Annotated in this window: 23 protein-coding genes and 1 other RNA gene; 8 read left to right on the top strand and 16 right to left on the bottom strand. The window is 64.8% G+C overall.

Features of this window, described 5'->3' with window-relative positions; genetic code table 11:
* Positions 1–23: 23 nt before the first annotated feature.
* The gene (locus tag J0W34_RS19085) at positions 24–2,207 is read right to left on the bottom strand and encodes a patatin-like phospholipase family protein (protein ID WP_230969827.1); all 2,184 of its coding nucleotides are present in this window, start codon (positions 2,205–2,207) and stop codon (positions 24–26) included.
* A 131-nt stretch (positions 2,208–2,338) separates the two neighbouring features.
* Here J0W34_RS19085 and J0W34_RS19090 point away from each other — a divergent pair, with 131 nt between their 5' ends.
* The 3 genes from J0W34_RS19090 to J0W34_RS19100 all read left to right on the top strand — a co-directional run bounded on the left by J0W34_RS19090 (position 2,339) and on the right by J0W34_RS19100 (position 6,484).
* On the top strand, positions 2,339–3,121 hold the full coding sequence (locus J0W34_RS19090) for an enoyl-CoA hydratase/isomerase family protein (RefSeq protein ID WP_230969828.1): 783 nt from the start codon (positions 2,339–2,341) through the stop codon (positions 3,119–3,121).
* Between the two features lie 75 nt (positions 3,122–3,196).
* Positions 3,197–4,372 (top strand): mechanosensitive ion channel family protein, encoded by a 1,176-nt coding sequence (locus tag J0W34_RS19095; RefSeq protein WP_230969829.1) that lies wholly within the window; start codon positions 3,197–3,199, stop codon positions 4,370–4,372.
* A 183-nt stretch (positions 4,373–4,555) separates the two neighbouring features.
* A complete protein-coding gene (locus J0W34_RS19100; protein WP_230969830.1) occupies positions 4,556–6,484 on the top strand; it encodes a PhoX family protein in 1,929 nt (642 codons plus the stop codon).
* Positions 6,485–6,558: 74 nt separating this feature from the next.
* On the opposite strand, the gene J0W34_RS19105 is transcribed toward J0W34_RS19100, so the two are convergent.
* A complete protein-coding gene (locus tag J0W34_RS19105) occupies positions 6,559–7,272 on the bottom strand; it encodes a phospholipase D-like domain-containing protein (RefSeq protein ID WP_230969831.1) in 714 nt (237 codons plus the stop codon).
* A 139-nt stretch (positions 7,273–7,411) separates the two neighbouring features.
* Here J0W34_RS19105 and J0W34_RS19110 point away from each other — a divergent pair, with 139 nt between their 5' ends.
* Positions 7,412–8,440 (top strand): alpha/beta hydrolase, encoded by a 1,029-nt coding sequence (locus J0W34_RS19110; RefSeq protein WP_230969832.1) that lies wholly within the window; start codon positions 7,412–7,414, stop codon positions 8,438–8,440.
* 110 nt (positions 8,441–8,550) lie between these two features.
* On the opposite strand, the gene J0W34_RS19115 is transcribed toward J0W34_RS19110, so the two are convergent.
* From J0W34_RS19115 to J0W34_RS19170, 12 genes are all read right to left on the bottom strand, one after another.
* The gene (locus tag J0W34_RS19115; RefSeq protein WP_227816196.1) at positions 8,551–8,772 is read right to left on the bottom strand and encodes a glycine zipper 2TM domain-containing protein; all 222 of its coding nucleotides are present in this window, start codon (positions 8,770–8,772) and stop codon (positions 8,551–8,553) included.
* A 171-nt stretch (positions 8,773–8,943) separates the two neighbouring features.
* The gene (locus J0W34_RS19120; RefSeq protein WP_227816195.1) at positions 8,944–9,750 is read right to left on the bottom strand and encodes a sulfite exporter TauE/SafE family protein; all 807 of its coding nucleotides are present in this window, start codon (positions 9,748–9,750) and stop codon (positions 8,944–8,946) included.
* Positions 9,740–10,219 carry an EVE domain-containing protein gene (locus J0W34_RS19125; RefSeq protein ID WP_227816194.1) on the bottom strand — a complete coding sequence of 160 codons (480 nt, stop codon included), beginning with the start codon at positions 10,217–10,219 and terminating at the stop codon, positions 9,740–9,742. Before J0W34_RS19125 ends, J0W34_RS19120 begins: the two co-directional genes overlap by 11 nt.
* Before the next feature lie 59 nt (positions 10,220–10,278).
* Complete coding sequence (locus J0W34_RS19130; RefSeq protein ID WP_230969833.1) at positions 10,279–10,653, bottom strand: hypothetical protein; 375 nt, start codon at positions 10,651–10,653, stop codon at positions 10,279–10,281.
* Between the two features lie 86 nt (positions 10,654–10,739).
* Complete coding sequence (locus J0W34_RS19135) at positions 10,740–11,948, bottom strand: ABC transporter permease (RefSeq protein ID WP_227816192.1); 1,209 nt, start codon at positions 11,946–11,948, stop codon at positions 10,740–10,742.
* A complete protein-coding gene (locus J0W34_RS19140; protein WP_230969834.1) occupies positions 11,945–12,655 on the bottom strand; it encodes an ABC transporter ATP-binding protein in 711 nt (236 codons plus the stop codon). The genes J0W34_RS19135 and J0W34_RS19140 overlap by 4 nt, the downstream gene beginning before the upstream one ends.
* Positions 12,652–13,929, bottom strand: coding sequence for an efflux RND transporter periplasmic adaptor subunit (locus tag J0W34_RS19145; protein WP_230969835.1), 1,278 nt, complete (start codon positions 13,927–13,929; stop codon positions 12,652–12,654). The genes J0W34_RS19140 and J0W34_RS19145 overlap by 4 nt, the downstream gene beginning before the upstream one ends.
* Positions 13,926–15,374, bottom strand: coding sequence for an efflux transporter outer membrane subunit (locus J0W34_RS19150; protein WP_230969836.1), 1,449 nt, complete (start codon positions 15,372–15,374; stop codon positions 13,926–13,928). The genes J0W34_RS19145 and J0W34_RS19150 overlap by 4 nt, the downstream gene beginning before the upstream one ends.
* A 148-nt stretch (positions 15,375–15,522) precedes the next feature.
* Positions 15,523–15,706: non-coding RNA, 6S RNA (ssrS, locus tag J0W34_RS19155), on the bottom strand.
* Positions 15,707–15,718: 12 nt separating this feature from the next.
* On the bottom strand, positions 15,719–16,015 hold the full coding sequence (locus J0W34_RS19160; RefSeq protein WP_227816188.1) for a cell division protein ZapA: 297 nt from the start codon (positions 16,013–16,015) through the stop codon (positions 15,719–15,721).
* Positions 16,016–16,020: 5 nt separating this feature from the next.
* On the bottom strand, positions 16,021–16,215 hold the full coding sequence (locus tag J0W34_RS19165; protein WP_227816187.1) for a hypothetical protein: 195 nt from the start codon (positions 16,213–16,215) through the stop codon (positions 16,021–16,023).
* Between the two features lie 33 nt (positions 16,216–16,248).
* The gene (locus tag J0W34_RS19170) at positions 16,249–17,724 is read right to left on the bottom strand and encodes a cobyric acid synthase (RefSeq protein ID WP_230971704.1); all 1,476 of its coding nucleotides are present in this window, start codon (positions 17,722–17,724) and stop codon (positions 16,249–16,251) included.
* A gap of 97 nt (positions 17,725–17,821) precedes the next feature.
* Here J0W34_RS19170 and cbiB point away from each other — a divergent pair, with 97 nt between their 5' ends.
* The 4 genes from cbiB to J0W34_RS19190 are packed head-to-tail and all read left to right on the top strand — an operon-like array spanning position 17,822 to position 21,471.
* Positions 17,822–18,757 carry an adenosylcobinamide-phosphate synthase CbiB gene (gene cbiB / locus J0W34_RS19175; protein WP_230969837.1) on the top strand — a complete coding sequence of 312 codons (936 nt, stop codon included), beginning with the start codon at positions 17,822–17,824 and terminating at the stop codon, positions 18,755–18,757.
* Positions 18,750–19,754: a threonine-phosphate decarboxylase CobD gene (cobD, locus tag J0W34_RS19180; RefSeq protein WP_230969838.1), complete on the top strand. Its 1,005-nt coding sequence runs from the start codon at positions 18,750–18,752 to the stop codon at positions 19,752–19,754. The genes cbiB and cobD overlap by 8 nt, the downstream gene beginning before the upstream one ends.
* A gap of 5 nt (positions 19,755–19,759) precedes the next feature.
* A complete protein-coding gene (locus tag J0W34_RS19185) occupies positions 19,760–20,650 on the top strand; it encodes a cobalamin-binding protein (RefSeq protein ID WP_230969839.1) in 891 nt (296 codons plus the stop codon).
* Positions 20,647–21,471, top strand: a complete 825-nt coding sequence (locus J0W34_RS19190; protein WP_230969840.1) for an ABC transporter substrate-binding protein — start codon at positions 20,647–20,649, stop codon at positions 21,469–21,471. The genes J0W34_RS19185 and J0W34_RS19190 overlap by 4 nt, the downstream gene beginning before the upstream one ends.
* On the opposite strand, the gene J0W34_RS19195 is transcribed toward J0W34_RS19190, so the two are convergent.
* Together J0W34_RS19195 and leuA are read right to left on the bottom strand one after the other, a co-directional pair.
* Positions 21,459–22,610, bottom strand: coding sequence for a M48 family metallopeptidase (locus tag J0W34_RS19195; RefSeq protein WP_230969841.1), 1,152 nt, complete (start codon positions 22,608–22,610; stop codon positions 21,459–21,461). The two genes, J0W34_RS19190 and J0W34_RS19195, sit on opposite strands and share 13 nt — an antisense overlap.
* Positions 22,611–22,884: 274 nt before the next feature.
* Positions 22,885–24,582, bottom strand: coding sequence for a 2-isopropylmalate synthase (gene leuA, locus J0W34_RS19200; RefSeq protein ID WP_230969842.1), 1,698 nt, complete (start codon positions 24,580–24,582; stop codon positions 22,885–22,887).
* Positions 24,583–24,661 lie beyond the last annotated feature (79 nt).

The raw sequence follows: 24,661 nt of genomic DNA on the forward strand, positions 1-24,661 counted from the left end.
TTTTTCATGGGCGCAAAGTCGCGTCAATACGGCTGACCGAACAGCAGGTAATAGCGTACCTGCCCGATTTCGGGCGCATAGCCGGCACCGACATACAGCGGCCCGAGTACCGTATCGGCCCCGGCGAACAGGGACGCGGAGCGCGCGCGACCGCTCTCGGTGGTGTTGCCCGCCACGTAGTCGGACAGATCGGCCCATTCATAGCTCGCCCCCAGGTACACCCCGCGGCCGAAACTGTCCGGCAACTTGCTCACCCGGTGATAGTAGGCACCGCGCAGCATCACGATCTGGTCCGCGTTGATTTCCCCGTAGCGGTAACCGGACAGCTGGAATGGTCCCCCCGCCAGCGAGCGGGCGGCGGTGGGCAACTCGCTGTCCGGACTGCCCACGGCCCAGAGGCCCAGGCGCACGCTGTGGTCGCCCCACGACATGGCGGTATCCGCTGTCAGGCTCGAGAAGAGAAACGACAGTTCGCTGCCGTAGGCCTCGTCATGCTGCTCGATGTCCAGCCGCGCCGCATAACCCCGGCGCGGAAAGAAGGGGCTGTCGAGCCGGTCGAGCGTTGCCGACACGCCGATCCAGCCATCGTCGAGCTCGACCGCCGGATACAGCGGCAAACCGGACAGCACGTTGGCCCGTATGCGGCCGCGGTGCACACCCGCGCGCACCTCGCCCCAGGCCCCCAGCTCGACCCCCACATCGAGGCCGATCGATCGCTCCCGCACCTTGTATTCAGCCAGTTTCAGTCCCTCGACATACACCGGAACGGAGCGCATGTGATAGTCGAACGACGGCGCCACGAACCAGTTGGAACGCAGGCCCAGCGGCTGATAGAACTCGGCGCGGAAACGGTTGTTGGTGCCCAGCAAGAGGTCCACGTTGGCCTCCGCCCCCCAGCGATTGAGCCAGCGTCTCGACAGCCCGCCATAGAGGCCGACCACGCCACCGCCGTCAAAGTCCGAGGCAAAACCGCCGCCGAAGCGCAGGTACGTCGGCCCCCAGGATTTTTCCACTGCCTCGATGTTGAGATCGGCCTGCGGGCCGTCACGCAACAGGCTGTAGCGAAGGCGTTCATAGTCCCCCTCGCTGTAAAGCGCGGCGAGTTTGCGCTCCAGTGCAGCCTTGTCGAGGGGCTCGCCCACCATCGCATCCAGTTGCGCCTTGAGGGCCGCTTCGGGAACATAGCGCAGCGGCGACACCTTGACCGAGCGAATCACCGGCGCGGGTAACTGCCAGCGCGCTTCGCGTTGTTGTTTCCATTTGGCGTAGGTCGCCTCATCCACGCTGAAGCGCGACAGCTCGGCCGCTGCGGCGCGGGCCGCCTGCTCCCCGGCCGGGATGGTCTCGAGCACCCGATCGAAATCCGTCGACACCATGTCGCCGATGTTCACATCGACGAGCACATCGCCCGGCCCCAGCAGCGCACGCTGGGCGGCCACGTTGTGTCCCAAGGCCAGATGGATGGACTGCAGCACGATGTCTGCGGCCGAGCGCAGGCGCTCCCGCGGCAGCGGCGGCGTGCCCACGTCGATGGCAATGACACGCGGACCGCACAACTGACGCCCCACGGAGACCGGCAAGTTCATGGCCAGGCCACCATCGACGAGTAGCCGGTCATGATGCTCGATCGGCAGGAACGCGCCGGGCACCGCCATGCTGGCGCGCATGGCGCGCCACAGCGGGCCATCATTCAACTCGACGGATTCCCCCGTGACCAGATCGGTGGCCATCGCCCGAAACGGCAGGGACAGGGTGTCGAAGGTATCGAGCTCATCCGGCGTCCCCACCAGGTCCTGCAGGAAGCGGTCGAGGTCCTGCCCGGCGATGGCGCTGTGCGGCAACAACACCCGCCCCTCGCCATACCCCATGGTGATGGCGCTATGGCCGGAGACCGCATCCTGCTTTTCCCGGAAGGGCTGATCATCCCGTGGCGTGGAACTGGAGAAGATGCGCTCCCAGTGCGCCGCGCGCACCTTGCGCTCCAGCTCCTCGAGCGGCACACCCGAGGCATAGCTGGCGCCCACGATCGCCCCCATGCTCGTGCCCACCACGCAATCGACCGGCACTCGCAACTCTTCGAGCACCTTGAGTACCCCCAGGTGGGCCACGCCGCGAGCGCCGCCGCCCGACAGCACCAGCGCCACGCCATCGGCAGCGGCCACGGGGAAACTGAACACACATGCCACGAGGGCCAGAAAAACGCGCACGAAACCGTCCTGCCAAACATTCGGATCAATCGGACGCGAGTGTAATCCCTCTGCCGGCGTGCGCCCATGATTCACACCGGGTTTCGCTATCATGGCGGGGCACCAACGACTCGCACGCTTCGGAGACCCTCATGCCCGGACAGGTTCTGCTCACCATTGACGAGCACATCGCCACCATTACCCTTAGCAACCCCGGCAAGCTCAACGCGGTCGACTCGGTCATGTGGCAGGCCCTGCGCACTCACATGAAGGACATCGCCGAGCGCGACGACGTCCGATGCGTGATCCTGCGCGGTGAGGGTGACGACGCCTTTGCCGCCGGCGGCGATATCGAAGAGTTCCTCTCCGTCCGTGCCACCGTGGACGACGCCCTGCACTACCACGAGGCCTGGGTGGCCACCGCGCTCGACGCCATCCGCGAATGCCCGGTGCCCACCATTGCGGCCATTCGCGGCGCCTGCGTGGGCGGCGGGCTGGAGATTGCCGGCTGCTGCGATCTGCGCATCGCAGGGGAAAGCAGCCGCTTTGGCGCACCGATCAACAAACTGGGCTTCTCCATGTACCCGCGCGAGATGGCCGGTCTGCTGGAGGTGGTCGGCCCGGCAGTGCTGCTCGAAATCCTGCTCGAAGGGCGCATTCTCCCGGCCAGCGAAGCACTCGCCAAAGGCCTGCTCACCCGGCTGGTCACCGATGAGAGCGTCATGGACGAAGCCGGCGCCGCGGCAAAGCGCATCAGCGCCGGTGCACCGCTGGTCGCCCGCTGGCACAAGCACTGGGTGCACCGCCTCGCCCATGACACCCCGTTGTCGAACCACGAGAAGCGCGCCGCCTTCGCATTTCTCGACACCGAAGACTATCGCGAGGGCATGCAGGCCTTCTTCGAGAAACGCAAACCCCGGTTCAAGGGAAAATAGAACACTCGCCCACCGCCTGGGTCGCCAAGCGCATTGCATTGAACTTTGCGCCCGGGCCCGCTTCTGACATGGGACATGAAAAACGCCAACACACCCATGGAATTCATCCAGAAGTTACTGGAAAACAACAGCACTGAAGCCTTTGCGATTGCCGCCGGCATCGCCACCGTGGCCTTCTTCGTATTCATCAGCATCCGGGGGTTCATCAACACCCGCCTGCGCAAGCTGGCCGACAGGACATCCCTCGGCTGGGACGACCTGCTTGTCGAGGTGCTTGGCGGCACCTACGGTTGGATGCTGTTTCTGTTTGCCGTGCTCATCGGTGCGCAGTACATCGAGTTTTCCGACAAGATCGAGACGCGTCTGGGCCAGGCGCTCATGGCACTGGTGTTTCTGCAGATCGGCTTCTGGCTGAGCAGTGGCGTCGCCTACTCACTCAAGAAGAAGGCCGCGCGCCACGAGGCCAACAACGAGGGGGCCAGCGCCACGGCCATTGCGGTCGCCGGCTTCACGATCCGCCTCGTCCTGTGGTCCATCGTGGTCATCCTGGTGCTCGACCAGTTCGGCTTCAACGTCACCACCCTGATCGCCTCGCTGGGTGTCGGGGGCGTGGCGGTGGCGCTGGCGGTGCAGAACATCCTCGGCGACCTGTTCGCGTCCCTGTCGATTGCGCTGGACAAGCCGTTCGTGATCGGCGATTTCATCATCGTGGGCGACGTGACCGGCACGGTCGAGCATGTGGGTCTGAAGACCACACGCATCCGCGCCCTGTCCGGCGAGCAGATCGTGGTCTCCAACGGCGACCTGCTCTCCTCCCGCATCCACAACTACAAGCGCCTGCGCGAACGACGCATCGTGTTCCAGTTCGGGGTGCTCTACGACACGCCGGCAGATCTGCTCGAGTCCATTCCCGGCATGGTGAAATCGATCATCGAATCGACCGACAACACCCGCTTCGACCGCGCCCACTTCTTCTCCTTCGGCGCGTCATCACTGGACTTCGAAGTGGTCTATTACGTCACCTCCGACAACTACACCACCTATATGGACGCCCAGCAGCGCATCAATCTGGCCATGGTGCGACAGTTCGGCGACAAGGACATCGGCTTCGCTTTCCCGACCCGCACGTTGCACCTGGAAAGCGTTCCAAAAGGCTTCGGCGCCGTCGAACCGCCCGCCGGCGACAAGGACTCGCCGTCGGAGGATACCCCCAGAAAGGCGCCAAGCGCGGCTCAGGCAGAGCCCTCCTGAGACGGCCAGACGGTGCGCTCAAGGCTCCGTCTGGGGCCGCGCGTGGACTGGCGTTGCGGCATCGCGCGAGTATCCGCAACTTTTCATCGGACTGTCACCAGCGTGTCACGCACCGTCGATAGCTTTGCCGGGTTCCGGTTCGCGGGAAGGTGGACCGGATTTCAACCCTTTTGGAGACTTTCGATGTCCGATTCCGTTTCGCTGTCTCGCCGCCGTGCCCTGCAACTGCTCACCGGCGCGCCGATGCTCCCGATTGCCGCCTCGCTCGCCGCTCTTCCGCTGACCGCGGCCGCACATGGCGAGGGTCGTCACATGGGTGGCCACCCCCGCTTCGGCAAAGGCATGCGCTACGAATTCGGGGGCATGGCAGCCCCGACCCTGGCCGAGCCGGCCAACATGGCCACCACCCATGTGGCCTCCACGCTCACCCGCAGCATCGGCAAGCACAGCGAGACCTTCGCCCTGGGCTATGAAGCCTTCTTCCTGACCGGTGAGACCGTCCCGGCCACCGGCGGCGGCACCATCGTGGCCGGCAGCTACTTCGACATCAACGGCGCACCGATCATGGACGCCACCGCCGCCACCCCGACCCAGTTCTACTCCGACTGCCCGGACGGCATGTCCCTGCTGCAGGTCAAGCGCGGCCGTTCGCACCGTCGCGGCTGCAACCGTCTGTTCGCCGTGGTGCAGTTCGAATACACCTCGGCCAACGCCGCCGGCGAATCCATGTACGGCAAACTGCCCTCCCCGATCGCCATCCTCACTCTCGACCAGAACCAGCGCACCGGCCAGCTGTCGCTGGTGAGCTACTACAACGTGGACACCGCCCCGGTCCGTGGCCTGTGGATCACCTGTGGAGCCAGTGCCTCCCCCTGGGGCACGCACCTGTCGTCCGAAGAATACGAACCGGATGCCACCCTGGCCTCCAACAGCCAGCTCAAGGCCTTCAGCCTGAACCTGTTCGGTGACGAAAACGCCGCCAACCCCTATGACTACGGCCATCAGCCGGAAGTGTTCGTCAACGCCAACGGCACCGGTCACATCGTCAAGCACTACTGCATGGGCCGCATCTCCCATGAACTGGTTCAGGTCATGCCGGACGAGCGCACCGTGCTGATGGGCGATGACGCCACCAACGGTGGCCTGTTCATGTTCGTGGCCGATCGCAAGCGCGACCTGTCCGCCGGCACGCTGTATGTGGCCAAGTGGACCCAGACCTCCAGCGTCGGTCCGGGTGCCGGCGACATCGGCTGGATCAACCTGGGTCACGCCACCAGCGACGAAATCAAGGCGCTGGTGGACAGCGGCATCACCGCCGCCGACATCATGGATGTGAAGACCTCCGACCCCGCCGACCCCGAGTACACCCGGATCCGTTTCAACGGCAAGAACAACTGGGTCAAGCTGGTGCCGGGCATGGAGAAGGCCGCTGCCTTCCTCGAGACCCATCGTTACGCGGCCCTGGTCGGTGGCTCGATGGGCTTCTCGAAGATGGAAGGCACGACCGTGAATGCCGCCGACAAGCGCGCCTACTCGGCCATGTCCTATGTGTACAAGTCCATGACCGACGGCACCACCGACATCCAGGTGGAAGGCCCGGTCGCCGGCGCAGTGTATGAACACATTCTCAAGGGCCACCAGTACGACCTCGGCGGCCAGCGCATCCACAGCGAATGGGTCTCGACCCACATGTCGGTGCCTGAAGGCCTGGCCGGAGAAGATCTGGGCAGCCCGGACGATATCGGCAACACCGCCCTGGCCGACAAGATCGCCAACCCGGACAACATCAAGTACTCCGAGGCCATGCGCACCCTGTTCATCGGTGAAGACAGCGGCATGCACGTGAACAACTTCCTGTGGGCGTACAACGTCGATACCGGCAAGCTGTCCCGTCTGCTCTCCTGCCCGGCGGGTGCCGAATCCACCGGTCTGCAGGCCGTCGATGACATCAACGGCTTCAGCTACATCATGAGCAACTTCCAGCACGCGGGTGACTGGACCGGCAGCCCGTCGGCCGAAACCAAGGCCCTGCTCGAGCCGCTCATCGATGCCAACTACAACAACAAGACCAGCGCCGCCGTGGGTTATCTGACCCTCGCCAGTCGCGTATAAACACAACGAAGCACCACGACCGCCCGCGCGGTCTTGCACGCCCGGTCAGACGCATCTGCGTCACCGGGCGTTTTTCATGCGGGCTCGGCGTAACGTCGCCACAAGGATTCGAAGCGATCGGTAAAGGCCCGTACGGCAACCGGATCGCCCGTTTGCAGCAGATTCTCCTCATTGTCACTGCTTGCGCTGCGCGTCCAGTTGAAACTGCCGGTGTGCAGGACGGCGCGATCGTAGAGTGCGAACTTGTGATGCATGTGCGCCGGACTGCGGTCCTCCGCGATGCGCAAGCCCGAGCGGCGAAGCCGATCGACATCGCTGCCCGCGTCGAATTGCTTGTCATTGTCGGTGAGAATGCGCACATCGACTCCACGCAGATGGGCCGCGAGAATCGCCTCGGCAATCCGGTCATCCGAAATGGTGAACACGCAGATGCACACCTGCTCACGTGCCGTCTTCAGTTGATGGATCACGCCGTTGCGGCAGGCATCGCCCGGACTGAACCAGGCGCGGGTCTCGACCGCACGGGTCGTTGGCATGCGGGCCACGTCGATGGCCTTGGCCACCCGCTCCAGCCAGCCCACCAGCGCGACCGGGTCCTCCGCGCCCTTGATGCGATCGCGAACCAGTTCAAAAGCGGCATTGCGCAGCCGGCGAAGGCCCTCTTCATTCGGACGCGCCTGCCCCAGCAAGGCGTCGAACCGACGCCGCTCGTCGGTGCTCAGCCGCAGATCCTCCGCACTGACGCGCAAATGGGCCAATATGTCTTCAAGGCCTGCATCCGGCTTCATCAAGTCGCCCTGTCCGTCATCAACAAGCGCCCATCATGCCCCACACCGGACATACCGTCATCCGCGGGGCGTGTTGCACTGCCGCATGTCAGGACATCAACATATAATGCTTTGGCACTAGTTCCTGGATTCACGCACCATGTTCGGAAGCCTCCGGCCTTTCCTGCTTTTGACTTCACTCGCCGTCGCCTCGATATGGCCGCCGATGGCGCAGTCGGCCGACGCGCCGACGGCTGAATCGCCAGCGCAGGCAAGTGATGAAGTGATGCAAGATGACCGGGAGGACGCGGGGGGCACCTGCGCCGAATGGGTCAGGCGCGTGAAGCTGCTCGAACGCTTCCGCGACAAGCAGGCCAGCCCCGAGCCGAGCATTGCAGACGTGCCTTACGGCCCTCACCCGCTGCAGACCTTCGATGTCTATCGCCCCGTCGCCGCGGAATCGGGCAGCGCCTCGCCCATCATCGTCATGGTGCATGGCGGCGGATGGTGCGTGGGCGACAAGGGCGCGCCGGGGGTGACGAATCTCAAGGTCGAACGCTGGGTCGGCAGGGGCTTCGTACTCATTTCCCTCAACTACCCCATGGTCAGCGATGGCAGCAACGCGCTGGCACAAGCCCGCGATGTGGCACTGGCGCTGGCGCACATTCAGGCCAATGCCCGGCGGTGGGGCGGTGATCCCGACAGGCTCATTCTCATGGGGCACTCGGCCGGCGCACACCTGGTGTCGCTGGTGAACGCCGACAGCACCTTGCGCGAGGCCGCTGGCGCCCGCCGCCCTCTGGGCACCATCTCGCTCGATGCCGGTGCCATCGACGTGCCCATGCAGATGCCCCGGGTCTATCGCTTTCTCGAAACCCGCTATCGGGAGGCATTCGGCGAGACGCGTGAAGAGTGGCTGGCGGCCTCACCCTACCATCGTCTCGACAGGCAGGCCTCGCCATGGCTGGGCGTGTGCTCGACCCGGCGCCGTGACGACCCGTGCGAGCAGGCGAAGCGCTATGCCGAAAAAAGCCTTGAACTGGGTGTGGCCGCCGAGGTGCTGCCGCAATCGCGCAGCCACGCCAAGATCAATGAGCAACTGGGCGAGCCCGGCGCCTACACGCGCGCGGTGGAGCGATTCATGGGGTCGCTCGATCCGGTCGTTGCGCAGCGTCTGAAGGGACGCTGACGCCGCTGCTCGCGCCATGCGGTCGCCCGGAACGCGAACAGGCCGGTGCTCTGCACCGGCCTGAACACACTGGCGGCTGAGGTCGCGTGAGCCCGCCTGCGCGTGAAAACCTACTTGTTCTTCTCGATCTGGTCACCAACGACACCGCCGATGGCGGCACCACCGACCGTCCCCAGCACGCTGCCGTTCGACACGGCGGCACCCACGGCGCCGCCAACGGCAGCACCGCCCACCGTGCTCTTCTCACGAGCCGACATGCCTTCCCAAGTTGAACAGGCACTCGTGGCCAGAGCGATGGCACCAATCACAATGAATTTGCTCGGGGTCTTCATGATCTGCTCCTTGTCTCTTGTTTTGAGTACGCCCGGCGCTCTGGAGGGAACACCAAGCGTTGGAACAATCATGGGCTGATGAGATGTCGAGCCGTGTCAGGCGAGGCGGATACAGCCGTCAGACACGGCTTTGCCTGCGCGTCGGGCGTCTCCGACACGCAGGCGCCCGGCTCAGCCAAAGACGCTATGCAGCATCTTCAGGCACAGCAGAACGAGCACACCGGCAAAGATCTTCTTGAGTGTGGCCACGGGCAGCTTGTGTGCCAGCCGCGCGCCGGTCGGCACGGTGATGATGCTGAAGGCAGTCACCAGCACGAACGCGGGCAGGTAGATGAAACCCGCCGTGTATTGCGGCATGCCTTCGGCGCCCCAGCCGTTCACGATGAAGCCGACAGTGCCGGACAACGCGATCGGCAGGCCGATGGCGGCCGACGTGCCGATGGCGTTCTGCATCTTGATGTTGCACCAGGTCATGAAGGGCACCGACAGCGACCCACCGCCGATGGCCACCAGCGCGGAAATGGCGCCGATGCCGAACCCCACCAGGCTCATGCCCACCGGCCCCGGCAGATCGCGGGTCGGCTTGGGCTTGATGTTGAGCATCATCTGGGCCGACACATAGGCCATGAAGCAGGCAAAGAAAATGGCCAGCGGTTCGGACGGGACGTGCGAGGCCACGAAGGTCGCGCCAAAGGTGCCGATCAGGATGGCCGGCGTGATGCGCTTGACCACATCCCAGCGCACCGCGCCATGGGCGTTGTGCGCCCGCATGCTGGAAAACGAGGTGATGACGATACTGGCCATGGAGGTGCCGAGTGCCATGTGCACCACCTTGTCCATACCGAACCCCTGGGCGATGAACAGGGTCGCCAGCGAAGGCACCATGATGCCGCCACCGCCCACCCCCAGAAGACCGGCAAAGAAACCGACAAAGGCGCCCAGGACCGGGTACGCCAGCCACCACACATCAAAGTTCATTGGGATTCAGTTCCAGAATCGTGCCGACGATATATTTCCACTCGTCCGGATCCACCGGCGTAATCGACAAGCGGTTGCCCTTGGCGAGCACGCGCATGTTCGCCAAAGCCGGATGCTCGCGCAATTCGGGCAAACCCACCAGTCGCGTCTTGCGCACGAAAGCCACGTCCACATTGAACCAGCGCGGCGTGTCCGGACTGGCCTTGGCATCGTAGAAACGGCTGTCCGGCTCGAACTGGGTTTCGTCCGGGTAGGCGGTCGACGCCACCTTGGCAATGCCCGCGATGCCAGGCTCAGGACATGAGGAGTGATAGAAGAACACCGGGTCGCCCGGCGTCATCTGGTTCATCATGAAGTTGCGCGCCTGATAGTTGCGCACCCCGTACCATGGCACGGTCTGGTCCGGCATGGCCGCCAGATCGTCGATGGAACAATCATCCGGTTCGGACTTCATCAGCCAGTAGCGCACGACATGTCTCCGGGGTGAGAGGGCGCTACTCTAGCAAGCTCGCGCCGAGCGTCAACGCCTCATGGCATCTCAAGCGACTGCGTGGAGGTGACACAGACGCGCTCGACCTCGGAAGGCGCATCGGCACGGCGCAGAAATGCCTCGCACTCGGCCACGCTCGTCTGCGGATTGAGCGCCAGTGAGGCCTCCCCCAGGACCAGTTCGTAAGCATGCCGCGGTGCCAATTGCGCCTTGGCATGCGAAAACCGCACGAAGCGCAGTTCGGAGGGGATGCAGCGCAACTGCTTCACGTCGGCGCCCCCCTGCCGGAGCACGGCACCGACGGATCCGGCGCGCGCCTCGCACGCCGCTGCGCTTTCGGTATTGACGAAGGCCGCCGACATCTGGCCATCGGCCAGCAGGGTCAGAATCACCAGCACGTGGGCAACACTCATGATTTGCCTCTCAACCTCGTGAAAGAGCGTTCAGGCTAATCCGGCCCGGGCCGGCATGCCCTGACACGGATCAGGAAACGGTTGATCTACTCGTGACGTAGCGCGTCAATCGGGTCCAGCCGCGCCGCCCGGCGTGCGGGGAAGAATCCGAAGACCACCCCGATGAGCGCCGAGAAACCGAAGGAAATCAGATTGATGCCCGGATCGAACAGGTAGGGGATGTTCATCAGGGACGACAAGCCGATGGATGCGGCCGTCGCCAGCACCACGCCGGTGAGCCCGCCAAGGCAGGCCAGCACCACGGCTTCGATCAGGAACTGGAGCAACACTTCTTTTTCCATGGCGCCGATGGCCAGGCGGATGCCGATCTCGCGGGTGCGCTCGGTCACCGACACCAGCATGATGTTCATGATGCCGATGCCGCCCACCAGCAGACTCACCGCCGCCACCGCGCCGAGCAGCGTGGTCATCACCTGGGTGGTACTCGACAGGGTCTGGGCGATCTGTTTGGTGTCGAGCACGTTGAAGTCGTCGTCCTCGCCATCGCCGATGCGACGCAACTCGCGCATGAGCAGCTCGAGCTGCCCCTTGGCCCGGTCGGTCGACACGCCATCATTCACCGACACCATCATGCGGCTGATGTCGGTGCTGCCGGTGAGGCGGCGCTGGGCGGTGCGCAAGGGCATCACGATGGTGTCGTCCTGGTCGGAGCCGAAGGCGGACTGTCCCTTGGGCGCGAGCACCCCGATCACCTCGCAGGTGAACTTGTTGATGCGCACCCGCTCACCCACCGGATTGCCGCCGCCGAACAGCTCACGCCGGATGGTATCGCCGACCAGGCACACGGCGCGCCCGGCACGCAGTTCGGTGGCGGTGAACTCACGCCCTCCGGCCAGGGTCCAGTTCCCGGCCACGAAATAGTCATTGGTCGACCCCGTGACGGTCGTTGACCAGTTCTGATTGCCCACCACCACGGTCACCGTCTTGAACACCGTCGGCGCCACGGCCTGAATGCTGCCCATCTGACTGCGCACCGATTCGACCAGTTCGGGCTTGAACGGCGCCGCCCCGGCCGAACCACTGCCGGGTCCGAGCCGCTGGCCCGGTCGCACGATCAGCAGATTGCTGCCCATGGCCGAAATCTGATCGGAGATGGCCCGTGTGGCCCCGTTCCCGAGGGTGACCATGGTGATCACCGCCGACACCCCGATCACGATGCCCAGCACCGTCAGAAAGGAACGCAGCAGGTTGCGGCGGATCTCCCGCAAGGCCAGCAGCAGCGTGTTCCAGATCATGCCGTTTCCTGCGGGGCGAGACTGTCGGTATCGACCTTGCCGTCGACGAAATGCACCTGCCGCGAAGCAAACTCCGCCATGTCGGGCTCGTGGGTGACCATCAGCACGGTGATACCCCGCGTGTCGTTGAGCTCGCGGATCAGCGTCATGATCTCGTGGCTGCGCTGGGTGTCCAGATTGCCCGTGGGTTCGTCGGCGAGCAGCACCTTGGGTTGGGTGACAATGGCGCGGGCGATGGCCACCCGCTGCTGCTGACCGCCGGACAACTCGGCCGGGGTGTGATCGGCCCAGCGGTCGAGCCCGACCAGTTCGAGCGCTTCGCGCGCCAGCCGATGTCGATCCGCCGCCGTCTCCCCCCGGTACAACAGGGGCAGTTCCACGTTCTCCTGCGCCGAGGTGCGTGCCAGCAGGTTGAAGCCCTGAAACACGAAGCCCAGATAATTCCGCCTGAGCATTGCCCGCTGATCACGATCCAGTTGCTCCACCGCGGCACCCATGAACCGGTACGAGCCGGTGGTGGGCGTATCCAGACAGCCGAGAATGTTCATCACCGTGGACTTGCCGGAACCGCTCGGGCCCATCACGGCCACGAATTCACCGCTGTCGATTCGCAGGTCCACCCCGCGCAGGGCCTGAAACATGGCCTGCCCCTGCCCGTACGTCTTGGTGACCGCGGCCAGCTCGATCAAGGGTGCTGGCGCATTCATGTCTCCGTGCTCACGCTGTCGGTGATGACCGCGTCGCCGGCCTTGAGGTCACCGCCCACGATCTCGGTCTGGCGACCGTCGGTCACGCCGATCGTCACATTGACGGCCTCCGCTTGATCGCCACGCAGTACCCACACCTGACGCGCCGTCGACCCCTCGATAGGCTTGGCAGTCTTGGGAGCCCGGTTACGCGGCGGGCGGGGCATCAGGCGCTCGACCAGCGAGCGGCTGCGCTCCGCCGCGCCCGTGACGGGCGTGAAGCGCAAGGCCGCGTTGGGCACGAGCAAGGCGTTGGCCCGCGTGACGGTCACGATTTCGGCGGTGGCCGTCATGCCCGGCCGCAGGGACAGATCGTCGTTATCCACCTTCAGGGTGGTCACGTAGGACACCACGTTGTCGGTGGTGGTCGCGCCGAAGCTCACTCGTGTGATCGTGGCCGGATACCTGCGATCGGGATAGGCATCGACCGAGAAGGAAGCCTGCTGACCTTCGGCCACCTGCCCGACATCGGCCTCATCCACATTCACCTCCAGCTCCATCTGTGACAGATCTTCTGCCAGGGTGAACAGCACCGGCGCCTGCAGCGAGGCGGCCACGGTCTGGCCCGGTTCGGCATCGCGCAACAGGACGACCCCGTTGATCGGGGACTTGATCGACGCCTTCTCCAGATTGGTGTCGGCCGAGCTGAGCTCGGCTTCGCGCACGGTGACCGCCGCCTTCGCCGCGGCCAGATCCGCACGCGCACGGCTCAGGGTCGCGCGTACCGTGTCGAGCTCCGCCTTCGAGGGGACTTTGCCCCCGGAGATCTTGAAGACGTTCTCCTGCCGCGCCAGGTTCGATTGGGCTTCGGTCACGGTCGCCTGCGCCTGCAGCACCCCGGCACGCGCCGATTCGAGCGAAGCCCGCGCGCTGGTGATGGCGTCCTTGAGTTTGGCGGTGTCGAGCTGCGCAATCACCTGCCCTTCGCTCACTTCGTCGTTATCCTCGACAAGCACGCGGGTGATGATGCCCGAGAGCTCGCTGCCCACATCCACCTGATTGGTCGGTTGCAAGGTCCCCGTGGCAGAGACGGTCACGGTCATGTCGCCGCGCACAGCGTCGGTGCTCTGGTAACGCACGCTGCGCTGCGAGTCCCCCGACGCCAGCCACCCCCAGAGGCCCCCGGCAATCAGCACCAGCAGAACAAGCCAGCGCCATGCCCGCCCCCCTGCGCGGCGCCTGGGCCCCAGGTCGAGGGTGCTCGCCTCGTCGGCAGCGCGTTTTGAATCACTCATGAAATCTGTCCTGCCATGTCATCGTCAGCCGGGTCTGCCCACGCGTCCGGCACCCAGCCGCCGCCAAGCGCCTTGATCAATTGAATGCGTGCCGTGGCCAGCTCCGCCCTTGCCGAGGCATGGCTGTCTTCGGCACTCAGTCGGGTGCGCTCGGTATCGAGCACGGTTTCGTAATCGGCGACGCCGGCATCGAACTGGTGGCGTGCCAGCAAGGCTGCGTTGCGGGCAGACTCCGCAGCCACCGCCAGCAATTCCACCCGGCGCTCGCCATTGCGCACGGCCACCAGCGCGTCTTCCACATCCTGCAGGGCGACAAGCACCGCCTGCCGATAGTTTTCCAGCGCCTCGTCGCGATTGGCGCGCTGCAGATCCACCTGTGCCACCAGCCGCCCCCCGTCGAACAGGGTGGCCGCAATGCTGGCCGCCAGCGAACGTGTCAGCGACTCGGCGCCGCCGAGAGCACCAAAGCTCAACGCCTCGAAACCGAGCGAGCCGCTCAGCGTGACACTCGGATAACGCTGCGCCTGTGCCGCACCGATCCGGGCGGTGGCCGCCGCCAGGGTGCGCTCCGCCTCCCGCAGGTCCGCGCGCTGGCGCAGCAGGTCGGCGGGGATGCCGAGAGCAACCTGAGCCGGAATGCTCGGCATGGGGCGATCCACCGACAATGCCTCAGTCAGCGCGCCCGGTGCCTGCCCACACAGCACGGCCAGCGCATTGGCGTAGCCTGCAAGCGTGGTTTCGAGGGCCGGAATCTGTGCTGCGGTCTGTGCCCGGTTGGCCCGTGCCTGTTCCAGCGCCAGCGAGGCGGACAGGCCGGCCTGAACGCGCCAGTCGGTAATCTGCAGTGTTTCGCTCTGGGCCTCGAGATTGGTGCGCGCGATGCTCAGACGCTGGCCGGTGCTGCGGTAGAGCACATAGTTGCTGACCACCTCGGCCACCAGGCTGGCCTGCACATCGGCCAACGAATAGCGGCTGACCTCGGCCGAGGCCTCGGCAGCCTCCAGCGCACGTCGATTGGCGCCGAACAGGTCGGCCTCCCAGCGCGCATCGAAACCCGCCTGATAGAGGGAGCGCGCCTCACCGGAACTGCCGGTCTCGCGGCTGCCTCGTGAGCGGCTCGCGCCGCCGGAGGCCTCGATGGTCGGCCCCAGATCCGCACCCGCGGCACGCCACTGGGCGCGGGCCGCGCGCAAGCGAGCTTCGGCTGCCGCCAGCGTAGGGCTACCAGCCAGCGCGGCGTCCACCAAGGCAATCAGTTGCTCATCGCCGGTGAGCTGCCACCAATGGGCAAGGACATCGGGCGCCTGCGCCGGTGCATGCCCTTGCCATGCACCCGGCACCGCCATCGTCGGGCGTTGATAGTCGGGTCCGACGGAAGCGCAGCCCACGAGCAGGAATGCGGCGGTCAGGGAGGCAAGGCGAGCAGATGTACGGGCGGGGGGCATGGATCGGTCGGGCCGTTGGATTCTTGTTGTCGATGATTGCCGCTGGCCGGGTTAATCCCGGTTAGTCCAGTGTAAAGACCCGTAAATCCATGCTGCGTTCGATGACTCGACATGAAAAAAGCGCGGCATGAAGCCGCGCTTTTCGTGTAGGTCCCCCGCTGATGCCGACCGGGCCGATCATCCTGAACCGAGGGTTCAGGGTGGCCGCGTTCCAGACGCTTCAGGCGCGCCCGACAGTGGGGTGCGCACAACGGCGTCGATTCGGTCCGCGGCCATGTCGCTAGACATTGGTTCAAGGAAATTACGGCCTAACGCGAACACCGCAGGGGATTAATCGGTGCTACCTAAAACAGCTTTTCCTGCTGAGCCACGACGTCATCCAGTCGCGAACTCATGGATTCGATTCTACGCTTCATGCCCGGCATGTCAAACCCGCCGGAACGCTGAAACTGGAGGTATTCATGAGCGATATTCAGCGCCGTCATCACGGCCAGTTTTTCGCCCGACGCCTGGGTTTTGGCCCCCAGATCGATGAAACGTTCTTCAAGGAAACGCACCGCCGATTCGAGCGCCTCGCGCTCTTCCGGCTGGCAGCCAACGCGGTATTCCTTACCCAGCAGGGTGATGTCCAGTGTGTCCATGGTGATCATTGCTCGGGAAGGGTTTCCAGCACTTGGGTGACGCTGCGGATGGCCGCCTCGACCTTGCCGGTGAGGCGCGTATTCTCCGCCTGCAACTCGCCGACGCGAGTCTTGAGCTCACGGTTTTCCTGCTTTTGAGCTTCGAAGAGCGTAATCAGCTCGCCGAGTTGTTGTTCGAGGCGTTCGAGTTCTGCGTCCATGGCACGAATGTTAGTGAGGCTTCTCGCAGCCGGTCAAGCGAGTAATTCATACAGTGTTTCATGCTGTGACGAATCAAAACACCGGGCAAGCCTGCGCATGTCCAGATGATTCGCCAGCGTATCGGCCAGCCGCTCGAGATCGGCCTCCCGACGAGCGGCAGCGTCGACCCGCTCGGCGCCCGCCAAGCCCGCCCATTCGAGCAATGCCCCGAGTGCTTCCGGCGTATCGAACAGCCCGTGTGCGTAGGTGCCGAGCACCTGCCCGTCCTCGCTGATCGCCCCGTCACCCCGACAGTCGTCAAACATGACGGCCGGCCGCTCCAGGGCCAGCCCGGTGCTCACCCCCATGTGGATCTCGTAACCGCTGACGGGCGCTTCAGCGCCAAACGTCAGGCGACCGCGGACATGTTTCAATTGCTTTTCGGGCGCCAGGCGCGTCTCCATCGGCAACCAGCCCAGGCCCTTCAAGCTGCCCGGCGCGCCCTCAAGCCCGAGTTCGTCATGCAACTGCGCCCCGAGCATCTGAAAACCGCCGCAGATACCGACCAGCTTGCCGCCGTAACGCAGATGGCGCGCAATCGCGGCCTCCCAGCCCTGATCGCGCAGCCAGGCCAGATCCGCCTGCACACTCTTGGAACCCGGTAGCACGATGAGATCGGCGGCCGGCATCGACTGCCCGGGGCCGACCCACTGAAAATCGACCTGCGGGTGCAGACGCATCGGGTCCAGATCGGTGTGATTGGAAATTCGCGGGAATGCAGGCGCGATAACCTTGATGGCGCTTTCCGACTTGTCGAGTTCGGCGCTGGCCAACGCATCTTCGGCGTCAAGAAAGAGGCCGTGCAGGTAGGGCAACACCCCGATCACCGGCTTGCCGGTCCGGGCTTCGAGCCATTCGAGCCCGGGTTCGAGCAAGGCGATGTCGCCACGGAAACGATTGATCACGAATCCCTGAATCCGTGCCTGCTCGGATGGCGACAGCAACTCGAGGGTGCCGACCAGGTGAGCGAAGACACCGCCCTTGTCGATGTCCGCCACCAGGATGACCGGACAGTCGGCCGCCTCGGCAAAACCCATGTTGGCAATGTCGCGGTCACGCAGATTGATTTCGGCCGGGCTGCCCGCCCCCTCCACCAGCACCATGTCGTAGGTGGCGGTCAGGCGCGCCCAGCTTTCCATCACCGCCGCCATCGCGGTGGGCTTGTAGTCGTGGTAGTCCTTCGCGCTCAGGGTGGAGATGGCCTTGCCGTGGATGATGACCTGCGCGCCGATGTCGGAAGACGGCTTGAGCAACACCGGGTTGAAATCGGTGGACAGCGGCACTCCAGCCGCCATCGCCTGCAGGGCCTGAGCGCGGCCGATCTCGCGGCCATCCGGCGTGACGGCTGAATTCAGTGCCATGTTCTGCGGCTTGAAGGGCGCGATGCGCACGCCCTTGCGCGCCATGAGCCGCGCCAGGCCCGCCACCAGGGTGGTCTTGCCTGCGTCGGAGGTCGTTCCCTGAACCATCAGGGTGGCGCATGGAGGCTTCACGTACAATTCCGCTTCGTTTTCTGATTGACGCGGATTATCCCGCAAGCGCGCCCCGCACGCTCGCCCATCGACCATGCCCCACTTCACCGCCCTCACCCTTGCCCTGTGCGCCGGCGTGCTGCTCGACCGACTCCTGGGCGAACCGCGTCGCTTTCATCCGCTGGTGGGTTTCGGACGTCTGGCGGGCGGGCTGGAGCGGCGACTCAACCCTGGCGCTTACCCGGTGGCCACCGGGCTACTGGCATGGTCACTGGCCATCGTGCCGATCGTCGGACTGGTGTGGCTGGTGCGCCTGCCGGGCGGCGCCTGGGCCTGGGCGATTGACACGCTGGCCCTCAGCCTGTGCATCGGCGCGCGCAGCCTGGAAGAACACGCCCGTGCCGTGGCCGCTCCGCTCGCCGCCGGCGATCTGACCCTGGCCCGCGAAAAACTGGGCTGGATCGTGTCGCGGGACACCGCCGCGCTCAACGCATCCGAGATCGCTTCGGCGACGACGGAGTCGGTCCTCGAGAACGGTCACGATGCCATCTTCGGCGCGCTGTTCTGGTGCCTGATCGGCGGCGCGCCCGCCGTCGTCCTGTTCCGGCTCGCCAACACCCTGGACGCCATGTGGGGTTACCGCACACCCCGCTTCGAACACTTCGGCCGGTTCGCCGCCCGCGCCGACGATCTCCTTGGCTACATCCCCGCCCGCCTGACGGCACTGACCTACACCGTGCTCGGCGACTCGGCGCGCGCCTGGCGCTGCTGGCGCACTCAGGCCCCCGTCTGGAAAAGCCCGAATGCAGGCCCTGTCATGGCGGCCGGGGCCGGTGCACTGGGCGTACGCCTGGGTGGCCCGGCACCGTATCATGGGCGGATTCAGTCTCGTCCGGTGCTCGGCGACGGCGCAAGCGCCAACGCGGACACACCCTCGCAGGCCATCGCACTGGTCAAGCGCAGCACCGTGTGGTGGTGCGTGATCAGCCTCATGCTCGGTCTGCTCACCTTGGGAATTTCACATGCTTGAACATGGTGGCAATCTCGTGCAGGCGATGGCGCAATACGGCCATCGCCGCGCCGACTGGGTGGATCTGTCCACCGGCATCAGCCCGCACGGATACGCCGTCCCCCCGATTCCGCCCGCGCGCTGGCACCGCTTGCCGGAGGATGACGACGCCCTGATCAAGGCGGCAAGCGCGTTCTACGGGAGCGACGCTCTGCTGCCCGTGGCAGGCAGTCAGGCGGCCATCCAGACGCTGCCGGCCATCGTCGGCGGACGCGATGTGGGCATCCTCTGGCCCACCTACAACGAACATGAACGCGCCTGGCAACGACATGCCCCGGTGAAAGTCAGCACAACCACCTTGTGCTCAGCATCGGAGCGCCTCGACACGCTGGTGGTGGTCAATCCGAACAACCCCACGGGGGAACGCATCAGCCGCGACACCCTCATCCACTGCCATGCGCGTCTGGCCGAACGCGGCGGCACGCTCATCATCGACGAAGCCTTCGCCGACACCGATCCGGGCGACAGCCTGGCGGACCTGGCCGGCCGCCCTGGCCTGGTCGTGCTGCGGTCACTGGGTAAGTTCTTCGGCCTCGCCGGCGCCCGCACCGGTTTCGTACTCGGCCCTGACAGCGTTCGCGCCGCACTGGCAGAACGACTGGGGCCCTGGTGCATCAGCGGGCCCGCCCAGTTCGCGGCCACCACGGCCCTGCTCGACATCGACTGGCAGGACAACGCCCGACAACGCCTGCTGGACGAGTCGACCCGACTCGATACGCTGCTCATGGCCCATGGCGCTCCGGCACGGGCGGGTTGCGCCCTGTTCCGCTGGATTCCCACTCCCGACGCGCGCCGCTGGCAGGAGCATTTTGCCCGCACGGCCATCTGGGTGCGTGCGTTCGACATGCCGACCGCCCTGCGTATCGGCCTGCCGGCCGACAACACGGGCTGGGCGCGCCTGGACGCCGCACTGGCTGCCGGGACTCGCGACGGCCTCCGCCTCACCAACGAGAATTGATCACCATGACCCTGTTCCGCCGCGGCCTTGCCCTGATCGCCGCTGCCATCACGGCAATCCCTGCCTTCGCCACCATCGATCTGACCGACGATATGGGCACTCCGGTGCATCTGGACGCACCAGCCCGTCGCATCGTCTCCCTCGCACCGCACGTCACCGAGCTCATCTATGCGGCCGGTGCCGGTGAAGCGCTGGTGGGCGTGGTGGACTACAGCGACTACCCCCCCGAGGCAAGTCGCCTGCCGAGCGTAGGCAGTTACACCCGCGCGGATCTGGAAGCCATCGTGGCCCTGAAGCCGGATCTGGTCATTGGCTGGCGCAGTGGCAATCCCCCCGTCCAGATCGACCGGCTCCGCGCACTGGGCATCCCGGTTTTCGTGAATGAATCGAGAGACTTGGGAGCCGTCGCCCGCACCCTGCGACGCATCGGCACCATGGCCGGCACTGAAACGGCGGCAAACGCCGCGGCTGACGCCTTTGAAGCACGCGAAGCCGCGTTGCGTGACCGCTACGCCTCGCTGGCGCCAGTGAGCGTCTTCTACCAGATCTGGAACAAGCCGCTCATGACCATCAATGGTGAGCACCTCATTTCCGCCGTGATCCGTCTATGCGGCGGTCGGAACGTGTTCGATTCCGAGGATCTGCTGGCCCCTAAAATCGGCGAGGAATCGGTGCTTGTCGCCAACCCGGAGTCCATCGTCGCCAGCGGCATGGGTGAAGCACGGCCGGAATGGCTCGACACCTGGCGGCGCTGGCCCCAGCTCAGGGCCGTCCAGCAGGACAACCTGTTCTTCATCCCGCCGGAACTGATCCAGCGCCACACGCCGCGCATCCTCGACGGCGCCACCCGCCTGTGCGAGCAACTCGACCAGGCGCGCCAGCGAAGAGCACCATGAAGGCCGGGCTGCCCGAGCGCATCGTGTGCCTGTCCACCGAAACGGTGGAAGTGCTCTACGCGCTCGGCGAGGCGTCGCGCATTGCCGGTATCAGCGGCTTCACCGTGCGCCCCGCGCGGGCCCGGAAGGAAAAGCCCAAGGTCAGCGGTTTTTCCACCGCCAGGATTGATCGCATCCTCGCGGTGCGCCCGGATCTGGTGCTCGCGTTCTCCGACCTTCAGGCGGACATGTGCGCCGACCTGATTCGTGCCGGCGTGGCCGTGCACGTGTTCAACCACCGGAGCGTCGAGGGCATCTACGACATGATCCTGACCCTGGGACGCCTCGTTGATGCGACGACGCGAGCCCAGGACCTGGTGAACGACCTGAAAGAGCGCGTCAACAGGGCGGTGACCGAGGCCGCTCGGCGCATTGAACGCGCGGGTCGACGGCCCCGGGTGTATTTCGAAGAGTGGGATTCACCGCGCATTTGCGGCATCGGATGGGTCTCGGAGATCATCACCCTCGCAGGGGGTGAAGACATCTTTGCCGAACGATCACGCCTGGGCAACGCGCGGGATCGCATCATTGCAGACGATGACGAAATCATCACCAAGGCGCCGGACGTGATCCTCGCATCCTGGTGCGGCAAGAAGGTCAGACCCGAAAGTATCGCCCAGCGCGAGGGTTGGTCAGCGGTCCCTGCCGTACAGCAGGGTCAGATCAGGGAAATCAAGTCCGCCATGATCCTGTCACCGGGGCCCGCGGCCATCGAAGAAGGACTTGACGCGGTAGGTCGAGCCCTGAACGCCTGGGCGAAGACGGCCGATCAGTCGTCCTGACCGATCTGGCATGCCTTGTAGTATTCACGCCATGCCGGACGTGTTGCCCGCCACCACATGCCATCGAATCGCTTCGAAAGACCCGGCAGGGCCGGGCGCAGGTAATGGCTCGCCGCCGAGCGTTTGGTCTTGCGGATCGGCACTCGCGGTGCGACACGCAGGGCCACGAGGCGATCGGTCAGGGTCGGGTGCATGATGCCGCCGCTTTCGTCGCTGATGAGCGAACGCAGCAAACCGTTCTGCGGTAGTGCCTGAAAACCGGCGGCCACACCCATGCCCATGTCGCGGAAGGGGCGAATGGTCGGCCGCGGCGAGTGCTCAGCCTGCGCCATGACCTTTTCCCAGTAGTCCCCCTCGATGAATTCCGATTTCATGGCCACTTCGACCAGGGTATCGCCCAGCAACTTCGCGGTCACCACGCGGGAGGCCACGCGATCGGCTTCGTATTCTTCGAGATGATTGAGTTCCAGCGCTTTCATGATGCCGGCTTCGGCCCAGGGGGTCAGCAGCCATGTCAGCAGGCGCGCGCTGGCGCTGCCATCCGAAGCAATACGCTCGCAGACCCGGTGCCACCAGGCACGCAGGTGGGCATCCCAGGCCAGCGATCCGTGACGCTGACGCACCAGATGGGCCATTTCATGTGCCAGGATCGCCGTGAGCTGACGGGGCGAAATGCTGTGCACGAGCGGCAGACCGAGAACAAGCGTGGTTTCCATACGGCCCCAGAGCCCCTTGACCGGGCGCTGATGGACGGCGGCGTTCATGTCGGCGGTGATGCGAATGCGGTCGACCATGGGCGCCGACATGCGACGCGCAAGGTTGTCCACCAGCATGTGCAGAGACGGCGCCTTGTCACGATCCAGCCGCACCCCTTCGGGACGTGGCGCAGGGATCACGAGCCAGGTGTAGATCCTGAACGTGGACCACCCCAGGAAGAAGGTGATCGACAGGTGGAGCAGCATTTCGCCCAGGCTCATGGCCCACTCACCGAAAATCAGCAGATAGACGCCGATGGCGCACAGCAGCGCGCACATCAGACCGATGGCGGCAAAAACGCCCAGACCCAAAGCAGCCCGCCGGCTCAATTGCCGGGCGAGTTTGCGTACAGTCTTCGCGGAACGGGGGCGGATGGTGTCCATCAATCAAACAGCCGATAAAGGATGAGCGCACTGTAGACGATCAAACCGGCAAGAAAAATACACCAAAGGTAATAGGCTAACGTGAACAAAACCCCGTTTTTCGATGCCAAATAACTATGACATTTGAGCATTACAAGCCACGGCAAGGGTTACACCCGTTTGGTATGCACAGGATATAACGGCAAAAATGCCTATTAAATCAAGGCGGTAATTTGTCACAGCAGACGAAAGAACGGGACGCTCCCTGCGTCCCGCCCTGTTGACCGAGGCCGACTCAGGCACTCAGGTGCTGCTGCGAGGCGACCGGCTGGCGCTGATGCGTGAGCTGATGGACGGCCGACACGATGGCACGAATGGACGCCGTCACGATATTGCCATCAATACCCACGCCGAAAACGCCGCCCGGCACGTCATCGGACGCCAGCTCGATGAACGCCACGGCGCGCGCATCCGACCCCTTGCCGAGACTGTGCTCTTCATAGCTGAGCAGGCTCGCCTCGGGCATGAGTGCATGCAAGGCGGCGTCGATGGGCCCATTGCCCACGCCACGCAAGGTCTGCCGCACGCCCGCCCGCGTTACGGTAAGGCTGATGCCCTGCTGATCGCCGTGCTCGAACAGGTGGTGTTCGACGTAAGCCACACCTTCCTGAGTGGACAGATAGGTCGACTCGAATATCTGCCAGAGACCCGCAGCTTTCATCTCGCGACCGGTGGCGTCCGTGGCGGCCTGTACGATGCTCGAGAACGCGACCTGCATGCGTCGGGGCATGGCAAGCCCGTATTCGCTTTCGAGCAGATAGGCGATGCCGCCTTTACCCGACTGGCTGTTGACGCGAATGACCGACTCGTAACTCCGACCCAGATCGGCAGGGTCCACCGGCAAGTAGGGCACTTCCCAGAGCGCCCCCGCCTGCTGGACCGAGAGTCCTTTCTTGATGGCGTCCTGATGCGAGCCGGAAAAAGCGGTAAACACAAGATCGCCGACGTAGGGATGGCGCGGATGAACGGGCAGCTGGGTGCAGTGCTCAACCGTGCGTGCGATCTCGTTGATGCGTGAAAAATCGAGCTGCGGGCTGACGCCCTGCGAGTAGAGATTGAGTGCGAGAGTCACGAGGTCCACATTGCCGGTGCGCTCGCCGTGGCCGAAAAGACATCCCTCGATCCGGTCCGCACCGGCCATGACGGCCAGTTCCGCCGCGGCCACGGCGGTCCCGCGGTCGTTGTGCGGATGAACGGAGATGACCACCGAATCGCGGCGATCGATATGACGACACACCCACTCGATCTGGTCGGCATACATATTGGGCGTGCTCATCTCCACCGTGGCCGGCAGGTTGATGATGCACGGACGTTCCGGCGTCGGCGCCCATTCGGCAATCACCGCGTTGCATACCTCGACGGCAAAATCGAGCTCGGTGCCCGAAAACACCTCGGGGCTGTACTGAAAGACAAACTCGGTCTCAGGCTGCGCCTCGGCAAGCTCGCGGATGAGACGGGCATGATCGACGGCGATCTGCTTGACCCCGGCCCTGTCCTGCCCGAATACGATCTGGCGGAAGTTGGGCGCCGTGGCGTTGTAAAAGTGAATGATCGCCCGGCGCGCACCGCGTACCGACTCGAAGGTGCGCCGGACGAGGTGCTCGCGCGCCTGGGTCAGCACCTCGATGGTGACATCGTCCGGCACGTGATCGCCGTCGATGAGTTCGCGCACGAAGTCGAAATCGGTCTGGCTGGCGGCCGGGAAAGCGACTTCGATTTCCTTGAAACCGATCGCAACGAGCATCTTGAACATGCGCATCTTGCGCTCGCTGTCCATGGGCTCGAAAAGCGCCTGGTTTCCATCGCGCAGATCGGTACTCATCCAGATCGGTGCGCGCTCGATGCGCCGGTCCGGCCAGCTGCGGTCGGTCAAGGTCTGCCCGCCCGGGAAGGGGTTGAAGGGGCGGTATTTCTGGTTCGGTTGTTTCAACATGGGATGCTCCAGTCAGTCAGTGATCGTCTAATGCGGCGCGCAGACAACCGGGCAGGCCTGATCCCTCGGCCCGGTTGCC

Source organism: Nitrogeniibacter aestuarii (assembly GCF_017309585.1).
In the GTDB taxonomy this organism is placed as follows: Bacteria; Pseudomonadota; Gammaproteobacteria; order Burkholderiales; family Rhodocyclaceae; genus Nitrogeniibacter; species Nitrogeniibacter aestuarii.

Excerpts from the sequence above, each read along its gene's own strand:
- J0W34_RS19165 (WP_227816187.1), bottom strand. The coding sequence starts at position 16,215 with ATGGACGCAGAACTCGAACGCCTCGAACAACAACTCGGCGAGCTGATT.
- J0W34_RS19160 (WP_227816188.1), bottom strand. The coding sequence starts at position 16,015 with ATGGACACACTGGACATCACCCTGCTGGGTAAGGAATACCGCGTTGGC.
- J0W34_RS19100 (WP_230969830.1), top strand. The coding sequence starts at position 4,556 with ATGTCCGATTCCGTTTCGCTGTCTCGCCGCCGTGCCCTGCAACTGCTC.
- J0W34_RS19190 (WP_230969840.1), top strand. The coding sequence starts at position 20,647 with ATGAAGGCCGGGCTGCCCGAGCGCATCGTGTGCCTGTCCACCGAAACG.
- J0W34_RS19095 (WP_230969829.1), top strand. The coding sequence starts at position 3,197 with ATGAAAAACGCCAACACACCCATGGAATTCATCCAGAAGTTACTGGAA.
- J0W34_RS19120 (WP_227816195.1), bottom strand. The coding sequence starts at position 9,750 with ATGAACTTTGATGTGTGGTGGCTGGCGTACCCGGTCCTGGGCGCCTTT.
- J0W34_RS19140 (WP_230969834.1), bottom strand. The coding sequence starts at position 12,655 with ATGAATGCGCCAGCACCCTTGATCGAGCTGGCCGCGGTCACCAAGACG.
- J0W34_RS19105 (WP_230969831.1), bottom strand. The coding sequence starts at position 7,272 with ATGAAGCCGGATGCAGGCCTTGAAGACATATTGGCCCATTTGCGCGTC.
- cobD (WP_230969838.1), top strand. The coding sequence starts at position 18,750 with ATGCTTGAACATGGTGGCAATCTCGTGCAGGCGATGGCGCAATACGGC.
- J0W34_RS19185 (WP_230969839.1), top strand. The coding sequence starts at position 19,760 with ATGACCCTGTTCCGCCGCGGCCTTGCCCTGATCGCCGCTGCCATCACG.
- leuA (WP_230969842.1), bottom strand. The coding sequence starts at position 24,582 with ATGTTGAAACAACCGAACCAGAAATACCGCCCCTTCAACCCCTTCCCG.
- J0W34_RS19170 (WP_230971704.1), bottom strand. The coding sequence starts at position 17,724 with ATGGTTCAGGGAACGACCTCCGACGCAGGCAAGACCACCCTGGTGGCG.
- J0W34_RS19115 (WP_227816196.1), bottom strand. The coding sequence starts at position 8,772 with ATGAAGACCCCGAGCAAATTCATTGTGATTGGTGCCATCGCTCTGGCC.
- J0W34_RS19135 (WP_227816192.1), bottom strand. The coding sequence starts at position 11,948 with ATGATCTGGAACACGCTGCTGCTGGCCTTGCGGGAGATCCGCCGCAAC.
- cbiB (WP_230969837.1), top strand. The coding sequence starts at position 17,822 with ATGCCCCACTTCACCGCCCTCACCCTTGCCCTGTGCGCCGGCGTGCTG.
- J0W34_RS19150 (WP_230969836.1), bottom strand. The coding sequence starts at position 15,374 with ATGCCCCCCGCCCGTACATCTGCTCGCCTTGCCTCCCTGACCGCCGCA.
- J0W34_RS19090 (WP_230969828.1), top strand. The coding sequence starts at position 2,339 with ATGCCCGGACAGGTTCTGCTCACCATTGACGAGCACATCGCCACCATT.
- J0W34_RS19145 (WP_230969835.1), bottom strand. The coding sequence starts at position 13,929 with ATGAGTGATTCAAAACGCGCTGCCGACGAGGCGAGCACCCTCGACCTG.
- J0W34_RS19110 (WP_230969832.1), top strand. The coding sequence starts at position 7,412 with ATGTTCGGAAGCCTCCGGCCTTTCCTGCTTTTGACTTCACTCGCCGTC.
- J0W34_RS19195 (WP_230969841.1), bottom strand. The coding sequence starts at position 22,610 with ATGGACACCATCCGCCCCCGTTCCGCGAAGACTGTACGCAAACTCGCC.
- J0W34_RS19130 (WP_230969833.1), bottom strand. The coding sequence starts at position 10,653 with ATGAGTGTTGCCCACGTGCTGGTGATTCTGACCCTGCTGGCCGATGGC.